This is a genomic window from Nitrosococcus wardiae, from assembly GCF_004421105.1.
Classification (GTDB): Bacteria; Pseudomonadota; Gammaproteobacteria; order Nitrosococcales; family Nitrosococcaceae; genus Nitrosococcus; species Nitrosococcus wardiae.
The window spans coordinates 3873332-3888922 of the sequence record NZ_CP038033.1 but is presented as its reverse complement, the minus strand read 5'-3'; the positions used below and the strand labels follow the sequence as shown (position 1 = coordinate 3888922).

General features: G+C 53.4%; 11 protein-coding genes, 4 tRNA genes and 1 pseudogene. 11 read left to right on the top strand and 5 right to left on the bottom strand.

Annotated features, from left to right (window positions below; translation table 11 throughout):
- Positions 1-10: 10 nt before the first annotated feature.
- On the bottom strand, positions 11-604 hold the full coding sequence (locus E3U44_RS18425; protein WP_134359500.1) for a peptidylprolyl isomerase: 594 nt from the start codon (positions 602-604) through the stop codon (positions 11-13).
- Between the two features lie 141 nt (positions 605-745).
- Here E3U44_RS18425 and gltX point away from each other — a divergent pair, with 141 nt between their 5' ends.
- Entirely contained in the window at positions 746-2173 is a 1428-nt protein-coding gene (gene gltX / locus E3U44_RS18420) for a glutamate--tRNA ligase (protein ID WP_134359499.1), read from the top strand.
- 107 nt (positions 2174-2280) lie between these two features.
- The gene (gene cysS / locus E3U44_RS18415) at positions 2281-3735 is read left to right on the top strand and encodes a cysteine--tRNA ligase (protein ID WP_134359498.1); all 1455 of its coding nucleotides are present in this window, start codon (positions 2281-2283) and stop codon (positions 3733-3735) included.
- A 173-nt stretch (positions 3736-3908) separates the two neighbouring features.
- Here the strand turns inward: cysS and folD are convergent, their stop codons facing one another.
- Positions 3909-4763 (bottom strand): bifunctional methylenetetrahydrofolate dehydrogenase/methenyltetrahydrofolate cyclohydrolase FolD, encoded by an 855-nt coding sequence (gene folD, locus E3U44_RS18410; RefSeq protein WP_134359497.1) that lies wholly within the window; start codon positions 4761-4763, stop codon positions 3909-3911.
- Positions 4764-4938: 175 nt separating this feature from the next.
- Between folD and E3U44_RS18405 the strand changes: the two genes are divergently transcribed.
- From E3U44_RS18405 to E3U44_RS18365, 9 genes and pseudogenes are all read left to right on the top strand, one after another.
- Positions 4939-5015 (top strand) — tRNA-Pro (locus E3U44_RS18405).
- 60 nt (positions 5016-5075) lie between these two features.
- A tRNA-Arg gene (locus E3U44_RS18400) sits at positions 5076-5152 on the top strand.
- Positions 5153-5214: 62 nt separating this feature from the next.
- Positions 5215-5290 (top strand) — tRNA-His (locus E3U44_RS18395).
- A 13-nt stretch (positions 5291-5303) separates the two neighbouring features.
- Positions 5304-5379 (top strand) — tRNA-Lys (locus E3U44_RS18390).
- A 297-nt stretch (positions 5380-5676) separates the two neighbouring features.
- Positions 5677-8126, top strand: a pseudogene (locus E3U44_RS18385) (type I restriction-modification system subunit M).
- An 11-nt stretch (positions 8127-8137) separates the two neighbouring features.
- Positions 8138-9364, top strand: a complete 1227-nt coding sequence (locus E3U44_RS18380; protein WP_166805126.1) for a restriction endonuclease subunit S — start codon at positions 8138-8140, stop codon at positions 9362-9364.
- Positions 9361-10068 carry a DUF3800 domain-containing protein gene (locus tag E3U44_RS18375; protein ID WP_134359495.1) on the top strand — a complete coding sequence of 236 codons (708 nt, stop codon included), beginning with the start codon at positions 9361-9363 and terminating at the stop codon, positions 10066-10068. The genes E3U44_RS18380 and E3U44_RS18375 overlap by 4 nt, the downstream gene beginning before the upstream one ends.
- Positions 10065-10553 carry a hypothetical protein gene (locus tag E3U44_RS18370; RefSeq protein WP_134359494.1) on the top strand — a complete coding sequence of 163 codons (489 nt, stop codon included), beginning with the start codon at positions 10065-10067 and terminating at the stop codon, positions 10551-10553. Before E3U44_RS18375 ends, E3U44_RS18370 begins: the two co-directional genes overlap by 4 nt.
- Before the next feature lie 311 nt (positions 10554-10864).
- On the top strand, positions 10865-13933 hold the full coding sequence (locus E3U44_RS18365; protein ID WP_134359493.1) for a type I restriction endonuclease subunit R: 3069 nt from the start codon (positions 10865-10867) through the stop codon (positions 13931-13933).
- Positions 13934-14151: 218 nt separating this feature from the next.
- Here the strand turns inward: E3U44_RS18365 and E3U44_RS18360 are convergent, their stop codons facing one another.
- From E3U44_RS18360 to E3U44_RS20455, 3 genes are read right to left on the bottom strand one after another with little or no spacing between them, the layout of a single operon-like run.
- Positions 14152-14877, bottom strand: coding sequence for a DCL family protein (locus tag E3U44_RS18360; RefSeq protein WP_134359492.1), 726 nt, complete (start codon positions 14875-14877; stop codon positions 14152-14154).
- Positions 14859-14987, bottom strand: coding sequence for a hypothetical protein (locus tag E3U44_RS20460; protein WP_276321948.1), 129 nt, complete (start codon positions 14985-14987; stop codon positions 14859-14861). Before E3U44_RS20460 ends, E3U44_RS18360 begins: the two co-directional genes overlap by 19 nt.
- A complete protein-coding gene (locus E3U44_RS20455; RefSeq protein WP_134359491.1) occupies positions 14984-15211 on the bottom strand; it encodes a carbon storage regulator in 228 nt (75 codons plus the stop codon). The genes E3U44_RS20460 and E3U44_RS20455 overlap by 4 nt, the downstream gene beginning before the upstream one ends.
- Positions 15212-15591: the final 380 nt, after the last annotated feature.

The window sequence follows — 15591 nt, the reverse complement described above, 5'->3', positions numbered from 1 at the left end:
CCTTTAATTATCAATCGGCCACAATGGTAGCTTGTTCGATGATTACCGGTTCCAATGGTACGTCCCGGTGGTGTCCCTTGGCGCCAGTTTTCACTTTCTTGATGGTATTGACCACCTCCATGCCTTCCACAACCCGGCCAAAAACAGCATAGCCCCAACCTTGACGGTCTTTGCTGCGATGGTTGAGGAAATCATTGTCGGCAACATTAATAAAGAACTGCGCGGTTGCTGAATGGGGATCAGAGGTTCGCGCCATGGCGAGAGTCCCTTCTTCGTTCTTAAGCCCGTTATCTGCTTCATTTTGTATGGGGGAATGGGTTGGCTTGGGCTTAAAATCGGTATCGAAACCGCCGCCCTGAATCATGAAATTATCAATCACCCGGTGAAATAAGGTGTTATCGTAAAAGCCTTCGCTGACATAGCGGAGAAAATTTTCCACCGAAACAGGAGCCTTTTCTCGGTTGAGTTCGATCATAATATTACCGAAGTTGGTTTGCAGTTTAACCCGGGGCTGCTTTTGGGCAGTTGCACCGCCGCCAGCTTCGGCTGCTAATGTAAATACACCGAGCAGAAGGAAAGCAAGTGTTTTTTGGGAAGCGTACATATGCGTAGACCTATTATTGAAGTTGAACATTTCAATCAAATTTCAGTCAGCGGTTATACTACGCGAATATTGCTATGGTGAGCAAAATCCCAAATCAATAACTTTTGTGGCGGATCGGTTTTTCTATTACTATGCCATATCATGACTAAATTGAAGACTCGTTTTGCCCCTAGTCCTAGCGGTTTGTTGCACCTGGGGAATGTGCGTACCGCTTTGTTTAATGCCTTACTGGCCCGCCGCAACCAGGGTATATTCCTATTGCGGATTGAAGATACGGATCAAGAACGGAGTGCCGAGAAATATGTGGAGGCACTTATGGAAGATCTGCGCTGGTTGGGTTTAGGGTGGCAGGAAGGGCCGGAAGTAGAGGGAGAAGTAGGGCCTTACCGCCAGTCTCAGCGGGAGCCTATCTATCGAGCCTATTTCCAGCGCTTGGAGGCTGAGGAGTTGGCTTATCCTTGCTTTTGTTCCCCGGAGGAATTAGAGCGGGTGCGCAAACGACAGTTGGCGGCAGGTCAGGCACCCCGCTATGCGGGCACCTGCGCTCGGCTGGCTCCAGAAGAAGTGGAAAGCAAACTAGCTGCAGGTTTAAAGCCTACCCTGCGCTTTCGGGTGCCACTCCTGGCTACGGTTGAATTCGAGGATTTGGTCCGGGGTCCTCAACGCTTTGCGACAGGCGATATTGGCGACTTTATTATTCGGCGCGCCGATGGTTCGCCGGCGTTCTTTTTCAGCAATGCTTTGGACGATGCCTTGATGGGGGTGACCCATGTCTTGCGGGGAGAAGATCACTTAACCAATACGCCCCGTCAAATCCTGTTACTCCAGGCCTTAGGGTTGCCGGCTCCCCGCTATGGGCATATTGCCATGATTGTGGGCAGCGATGGTGCGCCCTTATCCAAGCGTCACGGTAGCCGTAGCCTTCAGGAACTGCGAGAAACCGGCTATCTGCCAGAGGCACTGTGCAATTATCTGGCCCGGTTAGGACATCATTATGAGGATACGGATTTTCTGGACCTAGATGCCCTGGCCGCTAAATTTGACTTGGACCGGCTCGGGCGAGCACCCGCTCGTTTTGATCTGCAACAGCTCCAGCACTGGCAGCGGGAGGCTTTGGCCCACCGGGATGTTGATACCTTAGGACAGTGGTTAGCGCCAGTGGTCGCTCAGCAAGTACCGGCAGATAAATACCAGGACTTTGTTGAGGCGGTACGGCCCAATGTGGTTTTGCCTGAAGACGCCCGCCATTGGGCGAGGGTGCTTTTTGGTGAAGAGCTGGTGCTCAAGAACCATGTTCTCCCCATCATCCAAGAAGCTGGTCCTGCATTTTTTACCCAGGCGCTAGCCGCCGTTGACAACTGTGGTACTGATTTCAAAGCGCTCACCATCCAGCTAAAACAAACCACAGGGGCCAAAGGCAAGTCGCTTTTTCTCCCTCTGCGGGCCGCTCTCACTGGAGAGCTAGACGGCCCAGAACTGGCCCGTTTGCTCCCCTTGCTGGGGACAGGACGGGTACGGCAGCGGCTGCAGAACTGCATGCACCCCGAGCATTCGCTCACAACTTATTGATAACCAAGCTTCTTACGTTCTTTGCTGGGGCATTGCCGCCTTGGCGCCAAAGTGCAGTACAATTTATAGAAAATTGGTCGCTTGCTGAATATCTTAGGAAACCCCTTATGTTGCGTATCTATAATAGCCTGACCAGGAGAAAAGAAGAGTTCGTTCCCATCGAACCAGGCAAGGTGCGCATGTATGTGTGTGGCATGACGGTCTACGATCTGTGCCATGTGGGTCACGCCCGAGTCATGGTGGCCTTTGATGTGGTGGCCCGCTATCTGCGAGCCAGCGGATTTGAGGTAACCTATATCCGGAACATCACCGATATCGACGATAAAATCATTCGTCGCGCCCATGAACGGAGAGAGAGCATTCAGGCACTGACTGCCCGTTATATTGAGGCCCTCCATGAAGATGCGAAAAGCCTCCAGATATTACCCCCGGATGGAGAGCCACGGGCTACGGAATCCATGGAAGTCATCATTGCCATGGTGCAGCAGTTGCTGGATCAGGGCTATGCCTATCAAGCGGAAAATGGGGATATCTATTATGATGTCAGCCATTTTGAGGGTTATGGTGCCCTCTCTGGAAAGCAATTAGACGAATTACGGGCCGGCGAACGGATCCAAGTGAGCGAAGCCAAGACCGATCCCTTGGATTTTGTCCTGTGGAAGGCCGCCAAACCCAATGAGCCCGCCTGGGGTTCTCCCTGGGGGCCGGGACGTCCCGGCTGGCACATTGAATGCTCGGCCATGTCCACCCAAGCATTAGGCCCTCATTTTGACATTCATGGGGGGGGGCAGGACTTGCAGTTTCCTCACCATGAGAACGAGATTGCCCAGAGTGAGGCGGCCACGGGCTGCAAATTTGTCAACTATTGGATGCACAACGGCTTCGTGCGAGTGGATGATGAGAAAATGTCCAAATCCTTGGGCAATTTTTTCACCGTACGTGAAGTTTTGGAGCATTATCATCCCGAAGTGCTGCGCTACTTTATTCTCTCTAGCCATTATCGCAGCCCTTTGAATTATACTGAGCAACAACTGGATACTGCCCAGGCAGCCGTTACCCGCTTATATACAGCCCTGCGGGGGATGCCGTGGGGGGACGTCCCCATACCAGCTCAAGGGGCGGGAGGAAAATTAGCCGAGGGGGATGATCCTTTTGTCCAACGCTTCCGTGAGGCCATGGATGATGATTTTAATACCCCTGAGGCCCTGGCCCTATTAAATGAAATCCGGCATGAGCTTAACCGCGCTCGCGAGGAGGGGGATAAGGATAAGGTGCGATATTTGGCGAGGTTGTTGCCATCATTGGGTGCCATTTTAGGATTGCTAACCCAGGATCCCGAGCAGTTTCTCCGCGATCCCCGACAGGCCGATGCACCTAGCATTGTCTCAGCAGAGGGAGAAGCCGTCTTTTCCGATGATGACATTGAGCAATTGATTGCCCAGAGAACTGCCGCCCGTAAAAACAAAGACTGGGCGGCAGCAGACCGTATCCGTGAAGTTCTGAAAAACCAGGGAATTACCCTGGAGGATGCGCCGACAGGAACCCTCTGGCGGCGGGGCTAGCCCCAATAATTCGCGAAACCACCACAAAGGCATGAAAAACCCAAAGAAATCAAAAAACTTAAATATATTAAAATAGTTTACTTCCACCTTCGTGTTCTTTGTGTCCTGGTGGTGAAAAATCTCGGCTAGAGCTTTCATACCGCCAGAAGCCGTTATTGGGGAGCGTAGGATTATTAGTTATGCAGTTGCTCTGCGGCATAAAGGGTATTTTCCAGTAAGGTCGCTATGGTCATTGGGCCTACTCCTCCCGGAACCGGGGTGATCCAAGCCGCTCGTTCGCGGGCTGCTTCAAACTCCACATCGCCACTTAAGGTCCCGTCTGGTTGCCGAGTAAAGCCCACGTCAATGACCGTGGCGCCGGGCTTGATCCATTCTCCCTTGATTAAATGGGGTTTCCCAGCGGCAGCAACTAGAATATCCGCCTCTGAGACGTGCTTTAATAAATCCCGAGTCCAACGGTGGCAGACGGTCACTGTACAGCCAGCGAGTAATAGCTCCAGGACCATGGGTCGTCCCACGATATTGGAAGCCCCTACCACCACTGCTTCTAAGCTCTTGAGGTCTTGTTCTGTGGTTTTCAAAAGAGTAATGACCCCATGGGGCGTACAGGGCCTAAGAAGAGGGAGGCGCAGAGTCAGTCGACCAATGTTGTAGGGATGGAAACCATCCACATCTTTATCAGGATGGATCTGTTCAATGACTCGCTCGGGATCAATATGCTTTCCAAGGGGCAACTGAACCAAAATCCCGTCTACGGTTGAATCAGCATTTAATTGGTCAATCAGGGTGAGCAGCTGAGATTGGGGGGTTTCTGCTGGCAGATCATAGGCCAAGGATTTGAAACCCACTTCTTCACAGGCGCGCCGTTTATTACGGACATAGGCCCGGGAGGCCGGATCGCTACCAAGAAGTATCACCGCCAGTCCTGGAGGGCGTAGTCCAGCCGCAATCCTTTCTTGAACCCGTTTTTTGATAGTTTGTCGAATGTTGGTGGCGATGGCTTTACCGTCAAGGATTTTAGCGCTCATGAATGATCCTTAATTTTTTAATAATTCAGTAATAGAAGGCGTAATTTGTTATTATAATTCCATAGAAGGAAGGGCCGCTAAATAAAGACAGGTCCCTCTGCAGAAAGTCATAAGGAAAGAAGGCGGGTGGATATGGATTGACGCTTCGCTTGGCTGGCCTTAATATCAAAGGTTTCGGGGTATAGCGCAGCCTGGTAGCGCATCTGCTTTGGGAGCAGAGGGTCGGGGGTTCAAATCCCTCTACCCCGACCAATTTATATAAAGGAGTGGCGTACGTTGGCCCGCCTGTGGGTTGCGAGGATGCCATTCCATGCGCCTGTAGCTCATTCGGATAGAGCATCGGCCTTCTAAGCCGAGGGTAGTAGGTTCGAATCCTACCGGGCGCGCCATGTATTGCAATTTAGAGGCTGCACCTTACCGCATAACTGCGGTATAATTATTGGCTTTTATGGTGGGCGTAGCTCAGTTGGTAGAGCGCAGGATTGTGGCTCCTGTGGTCGTGGGTTCAAATCCCATCGCTCACCCCAAATTTTAGTGTTGGGGCCATTAGCTCAATTGGTAGAGCAGCTGACTCTTAATCAGTAGGTTCAAGGTTCGAGTCCTTGATGGCCCACCAGAGAAATCAAAGGCTTACCATCATGTGGTAGGCCTTTTTTATTTTCTGGGTATACTTTTGGGTATACTTTGGCAGGTTTCATTAAAGAAAAGGGTAGCCGTGACGATTATCCCAGAAGCTGGTAATTGACCGTCTATCTGCAAAATGTCCTCTATGCCCTCTTTGGTTCCTCCCTAGTCTGTTAAGCGTGCACTGTAGTCTAGATAAAACTAGAATCGGGCCTCGATGCGGCTTTCCCTCTAAGCACTGTTAGCGTTATTGTTCCCCTAATTATCACCAGAATAAGACCACCCACGCATGGCCATTAAAAAATCCGAACTCTATAGCTCCCTATGGCAAAGCTGCGACGAACTGCGTGGCGGCATGGATGCTTCCCAGTACAAGGATTATGTGCTCACCCTGCTGTTCGTCAAATCGTGTCCGACAAATACGCCGGCAACCGCAATGCCCTGATTGTGGTGCCCGAGGGCGGCTCCTTTGCCGACATGCTCAAGCTCAAAGGCGATAAAGAAATCGGCGACAAGATCAACACCATCATCGGCCGCCTGGCGGAGGAAAACGATCTCAAGGGCGTCATCGACGTGGCCGACTTCAATGACGAGGATAAGCTGGGCCGAGGCAAGGAGATGGTGGACCGGCTCTCCAAGCTGCTCGCCATTTTCGATGGCCTCGATCTGCGCGCCAACCGGGCCGAGGGGGACGATCTGCTAGGGGACGCCTACGAATACCTGATGCGCCACTTCGCCACCGAATCCGGCAAGAGCAAAGGGCAGTTCTATACCCCCGCCGAGGTCTCCCGCATCATGGCCAAGGTGCTGGGCATCAGCCGTGACACCCGCCAGGATCAAACGGTTTACGATCCTACCTGTGGCTCGGGATCGTTGCTGCTCAAAGTCGCCGACGAAGCGCCCCGGGGCCTGTCCATCTTCGGTCAGGAAATGGATAACGCCACCTCCGCCCTGGCCCGTATGAATATGATTTTGCACGATGCGCCCACGGCGGAGATCTGGCACGCCAACACCCTGGCCAGCCCCCATTGGAAGCACAAGGACGGCAGCCTCAAGACCTTCGACTTCGTGGTGGCCAATCCCCCCTTCTCCCAAAAGAATTGGACCAGCGGCCTGGACCCGGCCCATGATCCTTTTGGCCGCTTCGAGCTGGGGGTGCCTCCGGCCAAGAACGGGGATTATGCTTTCCTGCTGCATATCATCAAATCCCTCAAGAGCACCGGCCAGGGCGCGGTCATTCTGCCTCACGGAGTATTGTTCCGCGGCGGCGCCGAGGCGGTGATTCGCAAGAACCTGATTCGGCGCGGGCTCATCAAGGGCATCATCGGCCTGCCCCCTAACCTATTCTATGGCACCGGCATTCCCGCCTGCATTATTGTCATCGACAAGGAACAGGCCCCGGCCCGCACCGGCGTCTTCATGATGGACGCCAGCAAGGGCTACATGAAGGACGGCAACAAAAACCGCCTGCGCAGCCAGGATTTGCACAAGATCGTCGATGTATTCACCCGACAGATCGACAGGGATCCCAAATACGCCCGACTGGTCAGCCTCCAGGAAATTGAGGCCAATGAGTTTAACCTCAACATCCCCCGCTATATCGACAGCTCCGCGCCGGAAGACCTTCATGACCTCAACGCCCACTTGAACGGGGGTATTCCCGACCGGGATATCGATGCCTTGGAGGACTATTGGCAAGCCTTCCCCACTTTGCGCCCGGCGCTCTTTAAGCCCAGCGACCGGGAGGGTTGCTGCTACGCCCGCGTCCCCGCCCAGGAAGTGAAAACCACCATCCTGGGGCGGCCCGAGTTCACGGCTTTCTCCGAGCGGGTACTGGCCATTTATCGGGCCTGGCGGGAGCGGCATTGGTCCACCCTCCAGGGACTCCATATCGGCGCCGAACCCAAGGCCCTCATTCACGCCCTCTCGGAAGATCTGCTGGAACGGTTTGCCCAGGCCGAGCTGGTGGATAAATACGATGTCTACCAGCATCTGATGGACTACTGGGCCGAGGAAATGCAGGACGATGTGTACGTCATCGTCCAGGACGGTTGGCTGGAGGCCGCCAAGCCCCGCTTGCTGGTGGAGGAAAAGGGCAAGAAGACCAAGGAGACCCCGGATCTGGTCATCCACAAAAAGAAATACAAGACCGAACTCATCCCTCCAGCCTTAATCGTCGCCCGCTACTTTGCCCCGGAACAGGCGGCCATCGACGAGCTGCAAGCGGCCAAGGAGGCCCTCGCCCAGGAACTGGACGCTTTCGTTGAAGAGCACAGCGGCGAGGAGGGGCTGTTGGAAGAGGCCAAGAGCGACAAAGGCAAGGTTACCAAAGCCAGCCTCAAGGTGCGCCTTAATGAGATCAAGGGCATGCCCGATGGTGACGATGAATGGCAAGTGCTCCAGCGTTGCCAAAAACTGCTGGAACAGGAATCTGCTACGGACAAACAGGCCAAGGAGGCTCAGAAGGTCCTGGAGGAAAAAGTCTTCGCCCAATACGGCAAACTGGATGAGGCCGACATCAAGCAGCTGGTGGTGGAGGATAAATGGTTGGCCGCCATCGAAGCCCAGGTGCGGGCCGAGGTGGAGCGGGTCACCCAAACCCTCGCCGGTCGGGTCAAGGCGCTGGAAGAACGTTACGCCGAGCCGCTGCCCCAACTCACCCAGGAAGTCGAAATGTTATCGGCGCGGGTGGATGAGCATCTGAAGCAGATGGGGCTGGTGTGGGGTAGCGGCGTATGAGTAAGGAGGGGGTGGCGGTTGAGGAAGCGGCTGTAAGCTATTCCGGATTTACGGCAAAGCATGATTTGCTTTGGGGATATAAGCAGACTGAGATTGGAGTAATTCCGAAGGATTGGGAGGTGAATCGGCTTGATGAGCTAGCTGATATTGATCCTGATAATCTACCGAGCAATACAGATCCTAGCTATGAGTTTAAGTATGTCTCTCTTGAGGATGTTAACGAGGGTACCTTAGCGGGCTTCTCCGAAATCAAATTCCGCGATGCCCCATCAAGAGCAAGAAGAAAACTGAGAAAAGGAGATATTTTAGTTTCGACGGTACGTCCCAATCTCAAATCGCATTTTCTATTTGATCGCGATGAATCTAACTGGATTTGTTCTACTGGCTTTTCAGTTGTTCGGTGCCATGAAGGAAAATCGTTACCCCGTTTTGTCTTCTTCCATCTATTTGACGGCAGTGTACCAAAGCAGATAGATGCTTTGCTTACAGGTTCGAATTACCCGGCAATCAATGGCAGTGATGTGAGGGCATTGGAGATACCTGTACCGTCAACACTTGAAGAACAAACCGTCATTGCCACCGCCCTGTCGGACGTAGATGCCCTAATCGCCGCGCTGGACAAACTCATCGCCAAAAAGCGCGCCATCAAAACCGCCGCTATGCAGCAACTCCTCACTGGCAAGCAGCGACTGCCGGGGTTTGAGGGAGAGTGGGAGGTGAGGCAATTGGGAAATTTATGCGAGAGGATCACTACAGGGAAACTCGATGCAAACGCGATGGTGGAAGGTGGTGAGTACCCATTTTTTACCTGTGCCAGGGAACACTACTGGATCGATAAATACGATTTTGATACAGAGGCGCTTTTGGTTTCCGGAAATGGAGCCAATGTAGGTTACATTCATTACTATAAAGGAAAATTCAATGCTTATCAGCGAACCTATGTTCTAAGTGGGTTCAACTGCAATATTCACTTTCTGAAGTTATTTATGGAACGTAAGCTTCAAGATCGAATTCGAACGGAGGTAAACGCAGGTAATACACCATACATCGTAATGGGTACTCTCATGGAAATGAATATCTCTTTGCCTTCGAGAAAAGCCGAACAAACCGCCATTGCCACCATTCTCTCCGACATGGATGCTGAAATCACCGCCCTAGAAGCCCGCCGAGACAAAACCCAGGCTATCAAACAGGGCATGATGCAGGAACTCCTCACTGGCAGGATACGACTGGTATGAATGGACTGATTCACCTCTATTGCGATGAATCCTGCCATTTAGAAAAGGATAGGCAGAATGCCATGGCGCTAGGTGCGGTGTCTTGTCCGGCGGATGTTCGCAAGCGGGTGGAGCGGGCCATCAAGTCACTTAAAAAAGCCTATGGCATTCCAACAAGCCGAGAGATTAAGTGGGCGCAAATATCGCCGTCCAATTTGGCATTTTATCGTAAGCTCATTGAGCTTTTCTTCGATGAGTCGAGGCTTGGCTTCCGCGGTGTAGTGGTACCAGATAAAAACACACTGGAGCACGCACGCTTCGATCAAAGCCATGATGATTTTTACTACAAGATGTGGTGGTTGTTGCTGACACGGATGATTGATGACGAGCACGGATTCCGAATTTTTGTCGACATCAAGGACACACACAGCGCGCTAAAGCTCACCAAGCTGCATGAGGTGTTGTGTAATGCCCATTACGATTTCGACAACAGCCGGATCAAGAGCATCGAAGCGGTACATTCCCATGATGTTGTGCTCGTCCAGATGGCCGATGTTCTCGCGGGCGCGCTATCTCATCTTTTCCGGCGTATTGATGGCAGTAAAGCCAAACAGGCGCTTATCGCGCATGTCCAGACAAGGAGCGGGCTGACCCTTACGAAATCGACGCCGCCTGCAGTTAGGAAATTTAATCTATTCATCTGGCAACCACAGGAGAGGGCGTGATTGACCCGCCGGCGCTACTGCCGTTTCAAGGAGATTGGGCTGCATATGAAGATGCGGTCTATGAGGCGTTTCTTGCAAGTTTTGTCCGTGCGGAAGTGCGCTTCAGGGAAGTACGGGTTAAAGCGCAATACCGACCCGAAACTCGGGGCAAGGGATATAGCTTTTGGCATGTCATTTCCGAAGCCCCTCATCCTGGAAACCGAAATGAAGAGGATCGGATACCGGATTTCAACCGCTGTGCGCGGATTCGCTGGATTGCCTGGGCTATTGAGCAGGCCTCCAATGGCACAGAGGAGGGGTTCAGTTGGTGGGAAAATCGTCGCGGCCGGGAAACTCGCGTGGTAATTTGGGCGGAATTGTGGGATTTCGCCGTGATTCTGAGTAAGCGCCGGGATTATTATCTACTCAAGACGGCTTATTGCGATCTAAAGCCTCACCGCCGTAGGAGCTTTGAAAAGGAGCGGAAGGAATTCTTGAAGCTTTAGAAAGGCTGAAGCCCCGCGACATTGCTGCCGAAGGGCTTCGGATGCTCCTTCCACATCAGGTGGATGAGACTGCTTATAAATATAGCATCCACAGGGCGAGAAAATCAAGTTTATTTGTGGCGCGGCAATAGGAAATAGGACGAAGGCTCTAGCGAGAAGAATCTGCGGCAGAGGGGGCCGTTTGCCAAGCGGTTACCGGATGAGGAGATTGTCGTATCGCTGGTACGACAATTGACTTGGATGCACATTATCGCCTCGGCGCGCCGCCGCTTGGAACAGAAAGGCTTAGAAGCAGAAAAAGACGAGGAGACATGAGCACCGTCGGCCAAAAAGAACGCCAAACCCAAGCGCGGGTCATCCAGTTCTTCCGGGAGCAACTGGGCTACGATTTTCTCGGCAATTGGAGCGAGCGGGAAGGCAATCGCAATATCGAAGAGGGCCTGCTGCGGCCCTGGCTGGCCAAGCGGGGAGTCTCCAACGCCCTTATCACCCGCGCCCTCCATCAGCTCGGCAAAGCCACCGCCTTGGGGGAGGGAAAACACCTCTATGACGCCAACCGGGCCGTGTATGACCTGCTGCGCTACGGGGTGAAGGTCAAGGAAGGGGTGGGGGAGCACCACCAGACCGTGTGGCTCATTGACTGGAACCACCCGGAGCACAACCACTTCGCTATTGCCGAAGAAGTCTCTATCCGGGGCGAGCATACCAAGCGTCCCGACATCGTGCTCTATGTCAACGGGATTGCCCTGGGGGTGCTGGAGCTGAAACGCTCCACGGTCGCGGTGAGCGAGGGCATCCGCCAGAATCTGGATAACCAGAAAAAAGCGTTCATTCGCGGTTTTTTTACCACCCTGCAACTGCTCATGGCGGGCAATGAGACTGAGGGGCTGCGCTACGGCACCATCGAGACGCCGGAAAAACATTACCTGAGCTGGAAAGAAGAGAGCGACATTGAGAACGCCCTGGACCGGCCGTTGCTTCAACTTTGCAACAAGCCCCGTTTGCTAGAACTCATCCATGACTTCATGGTCTTTGACGCCGGGGTCAAGAAGACTTGCCGCCACAATCAGTACTTCGGGGTCAAGGCGGCCCAGCAGAGTGTCCGCAACCGGCAGGGGGGGATCATTTGGCATACCCAAGGCTCCGGCAAATCGCTGACCATGGTGTGGCTCACCAAATGGATACGGGAGCATATAGCAGATGCCCGGGTGCTCATCATCACCGACCGCACCGAACTGGATGAGCAGATCGAGGGGGTGTTCCTGGGAGTGAACGAGGCTATCTACCGCACCCAAAGCGGCGCCGATCTGATGGCCCAACTCAATGCCACCACGCCCTGGTTGCTATGCTCCCTCATCCATAAGTTCGGCGCCAGTGAAGAGACGGCCACCGAGGCCTTTATCGAGGAATTGAAAGCGAGCTTGCCCTCTGATTTCCAAGCCAAGGGCCAGATCTTCGTATTCGTGGACGAGTGTCATCGCACCCAGTCCGGTAAACTTCATCGGGCCATGAAGGCCCTGCTGCCCCATGCCCTGTTCATCGGTTTTACCGGCACCCCCTTGTTAAAAGCCGATAAGCAAAAAAGTATCGAGGTCTTCGGCCCTTACCTCCATACCTACAAGTTTGACGAGGCGGTGCGCGACGGCGTGGTGCTGGACTTACGCTATGAGGCCCGAGATATCGATCAGAACTTGACCTCGCCCCAGCGGGTGGACCAGTGGTTTGAGGCCAAGACTCGGGGGCTCTCGGATCTGGCCCGGGTCCAGCTCAAGCGGAAATGGGGCACCCTGCAAAAGGTGCTCAGCTCCCAGTCCCGCCTGGAGAAGATTGTGGCCGACATCCTCTTCGACATGGAGACCCGGGACCGGTTGATGAGCGGCCGGGGCAATGCCCTGCTAGTCTCCAGCAGCATTTACCAGGCCTGCAAGCTCTATGAATTGTTCGCCCAGACTCCCTTGGCGGGACAATGCGCCATTATCACCAGCTATAAGCCTTCGCCTAACGATATCAAGGGCGAGGAGAGCGGCGAGGGGCTAACGGAGAAACTGCGCCAGTATGACATCTACCGAAAAATGCTGGCCGATTGGTTCGAGGAGCCCGAAGACCAGGCCATGACTCGGACGGAAGAATTTGAAACAGCAGTCAAGGAAAAATTCGTCAAAGCGCCGGGGCAGATGAAGCTCCTTATCGTGGTGGACAAGCTCTTGACCGGCTTCGACGCCCCCTCGGCCACCTATCTTTATATCGACAAAAAGATGCAGGACCATGGCCTGTTCCAGGCCATCTGCCGGGTGAACCGGCTGGATGGGGAGGACAAGGAATACGGCTATATCATCGACTACAAGGACCTGTTCAAGTCCCTGGAGGGGGCCATTGGCGACTACACCGGCGGCGCCCTGGAGGGCTATGACCGGGCGGATGTGGCGGGCCTGCTGGAAAATCGCCTGGAGAAGGGGCGGGAACGACTAGAAGAAGCCCGGGAGGCGGTTAAGGCCCTTTGTGAACCGGTAGCGCCTCCCAAAGACACGGGGGCTTATCTGCATTATTTCTGCGCCGCTGATACTCTTGACCAGGCGGCCCTCAAGGACAACGAGCCCAAGCGGATCGCCCTCTACAAAGCCGTATCTGCTCTGGTGCGGGCCTTTGCCAATCTGGCCAATGAGATGCCGGACGCAGGTTACCGCAATACTGAAATCGAGGCCATTCGGCAAGAGGTGGGCCACTACGAGAAAGTCCGCCATGAGGTGAAGCTTGGCAGCGGCGACTACGTGGACATGAAAGTATTCGAGCCCGCCATGCGCCATCTGCTGGATACCTATCTCCAGGCCGAGGACAGTGAAGTGATTTCCGCTTTCGATGATCTGGGCCTGGTGGAGCTGATTGTGGAGCAGGGGCTAGGGGCCTTGGATAAGCTGCCCAAAGGGATTCGCGACAACCCCGAGGCCATGGCCGAAACCATCGAGCACAACGTGCGCAAGTTGATTATCGATGAGCAGCCGGTGAATCCCAAATATTACGAGAAAATGTCCCACTTGCTGGATGCCTTGATTCAGGAGCGCAAGGCCCAGGCGTTGGCATACCAGGAATATCTTAAAAAGCTGGTGGAACTGTCCGGCAAAGTGAAAAAGCCTACCGCGACTACCGCCTATCCCACCTCCCTGAACACCCCGGCCAGGCGGGCCCTTTACGATAATCTTGACTACAATGAGGCATTGGCGGTCAAGATCGACACTGCGGTGCGCTACACTAAGAAGGACGACTGGCGGGGCAACCGCTTCAAGGAGCGGGAAGTGGAAAACGCTATTCGGGAAGAACTCGGCGAGTATGCAGTGAAAACACCCGAGATCTTTGAGCTAGTGAAAAATCAGCGTGAATACTAACCCTCCTGGCGCCTGCGGCATGAGGAGTTGAACCAAATACCATTGGGACATGAGCATTGGGGTTAAGAGTACTAGATACCGGACGGAAATACTACGCTAGCAAAGAACTGGGCCGCCGCCCAAAAGCGGGCGACGGCGTCCCCATCGCTATGAGAGCTGGCTACTTACTGGCACCTCCTGGATTTCGATTTGCCAGACAACTCAGAAAATAAAGCTCATCACAAACCCGTGGGAATTACCACCGGACAGAGCGAGGGCGTGATTCTCTCCGCGCCTCCCAGGCTGAGGTTTAATCCGGCCTGAATGATTCTCAGCTCCGCTATCTTGTGATGAAAGTGTCTAAATTTCTCCTTGAGGTCTACATCAACGAAGGCTGTTTGAAACTGTCCATCTTGATGCATGGACAGCATCTCCCGTGTGATTTCAATCTCATGGGCCCCCATAAACGTTTGGACTAAGGTTTGAAAAGTCAAAGGCTTTTTATGGTCGAGATGACTTTCATGGAAAGCGATACGCTCCCCGGTGATATCACATTTCACTTTCCCCTCGGCATCGGCATGGATAGCAAAATGGTTCTGCTTCATGAGGCGCAAATCCTCATCCACCGCTTGGCGGCAGGCTTCTGCGAATTCTTGATATAAGGATTTTTCTTTGGCTCGGATCGCTTCTCGATAGGAGAAATCGGTCACGGTGCCATCCTGGCGTTCTATCCAAAAGCAGCGGGTGGTTTTCGTGGTTTTATCTTTATAAAGCCGCTTGACCCCACCACCTATTTTTGTCACTGCCCGGGGATGCCGCTCAAGCAGGGCAAGCAACATTTCAAAATCCTTGCCGAGGATCTCTTCCCCGTCTCGATACCTTCCCAGCATCGCGCGGAAATAGGTGATGGCGTCTTGTTGTGAATGAAATGGGAGACTATTAATTATCAGTGGCTGACGTGCCATAGTGGATTGACCTCATCGTGGTTGTTAGACCATAGGTAATGAGCGACACCTTCTTCCCCCGTAATGGGGGAGTCGGTGTGTAAAGCAAGAATTAATGGAGGCTCTCTCATTCTCTCGACCTCTTCAGGGGACGAGGGGAATGGATTGCCCCCGCCACTGGGGAATGGGATCGATTCTTGGGGTGTTTGCTTTTCGCCTCTTCCCGAACGATCGGAGTTGTTTTGGGGGCTTTAATCCCTATCCTCACTTGTCCGCCATGGATCTCCAGGACGGTAAGCTGGATATCCTGGCCAATGACAATGCTTTCTAGGGATCTGCGGGTCAGTACTAACATGGTTTTTTTCCTTTTTTGAATAAAAAAAGTGATGCACCTAAGGTGCTAAATCACGGTGGAACAGAGACAATGCCGCGAGCCTCCCGAGAGGCACTGGAGAAGTGCCCATCAAGGGCAAGGCAGGCATTGCAGGGTAAAAAAATGGAAAGGCTTCCGAGGCATTTGCTGTTTCACCCGAGAGACCTTCTGTGCTTTTAGGCAGCATGAAGTCATGCGACTTCGCTGCGCCGTTCGACGCACGTCATAGTGCATCTTTGGGGGGATTGCCTTTGAATAGGCAATAGAAATCACAGCCACCACCTCGTCTTGAGGTGGTAGCAAGCCTTCGTTATTTCGTTTATGGGCGTTTGCTGTTGAGAAGCACGGCGGGTGGAGCCGTT

What these genes read in the sequence shown, in the direction of transcription:
- E3U44_RS18425 (WP_134359500.1), bottom strand. Translation starts at nt 604, where the DNA reads ATGTACGCTTCCCAAAAAACACTTGCTTTCCTTCTGCTCGGTGTATTT.
- gltX (WP_134359499.1), top strand. Translation starts at nt 746, where the DNA reads ATGACTAAATTGAAGACTCGTTTTGCCCCTAGTCCTAGCGGTTTGTTG.
- cysS (WP_134359498.1), top strand. Translation starts at nt 2,281, where the DNA reads ATGTTGCGTATCTATAATAGCCTGACCAGGAGAAAAGAAGAGTTCGTT.
- folD (WP_134359497.1), bottom strand. Translation starts at nt 4,763, where the DNA reads ATGAGCGCTAAAATCCTTGACGGTAAAGCCATCGCCACCAACATTCGA.
- E3U44_RS18375 (WP_134359495.1), top strand. Translation starts at nt 9,361, where the DNA reads ATGAATGGACTGATTCACCTCTATTGCGATGAATCCTGCCATTTAGAA.
- E3U44_RS18365 (WP_134359493.1), top strand. Translation starts at nt 10,865, where the DNA reads ATGAGCACCGTCGGCCAAAAAGAACGCCAAACCCAAGCGCGGGTCATC.
- E3U44_RS18360 (WP_134359492.1), bottom strand. Translation starts at nt 14,877, where the DNA reads ATGGCACGTCAGCCACTGATAATTAATAGTCTCCCATTTCATTCACAA.
- E3U44_RS20460 (WP_276321948.1), bottom strand. Translation starts at nt 14,987, where the DNA reads ATGAGAGAGCCTCCATTAATTCTTGCTTTACACACCGACTCCCCCATT.
- E3U44_RS20455 (WP_134359491.1), bottom strand. Translation starts at nt 15,211, where the DNA reads ATGTTAGTACTGACCCGCAGATCCCTAGAAAGCATTGTCATTGGCCAG.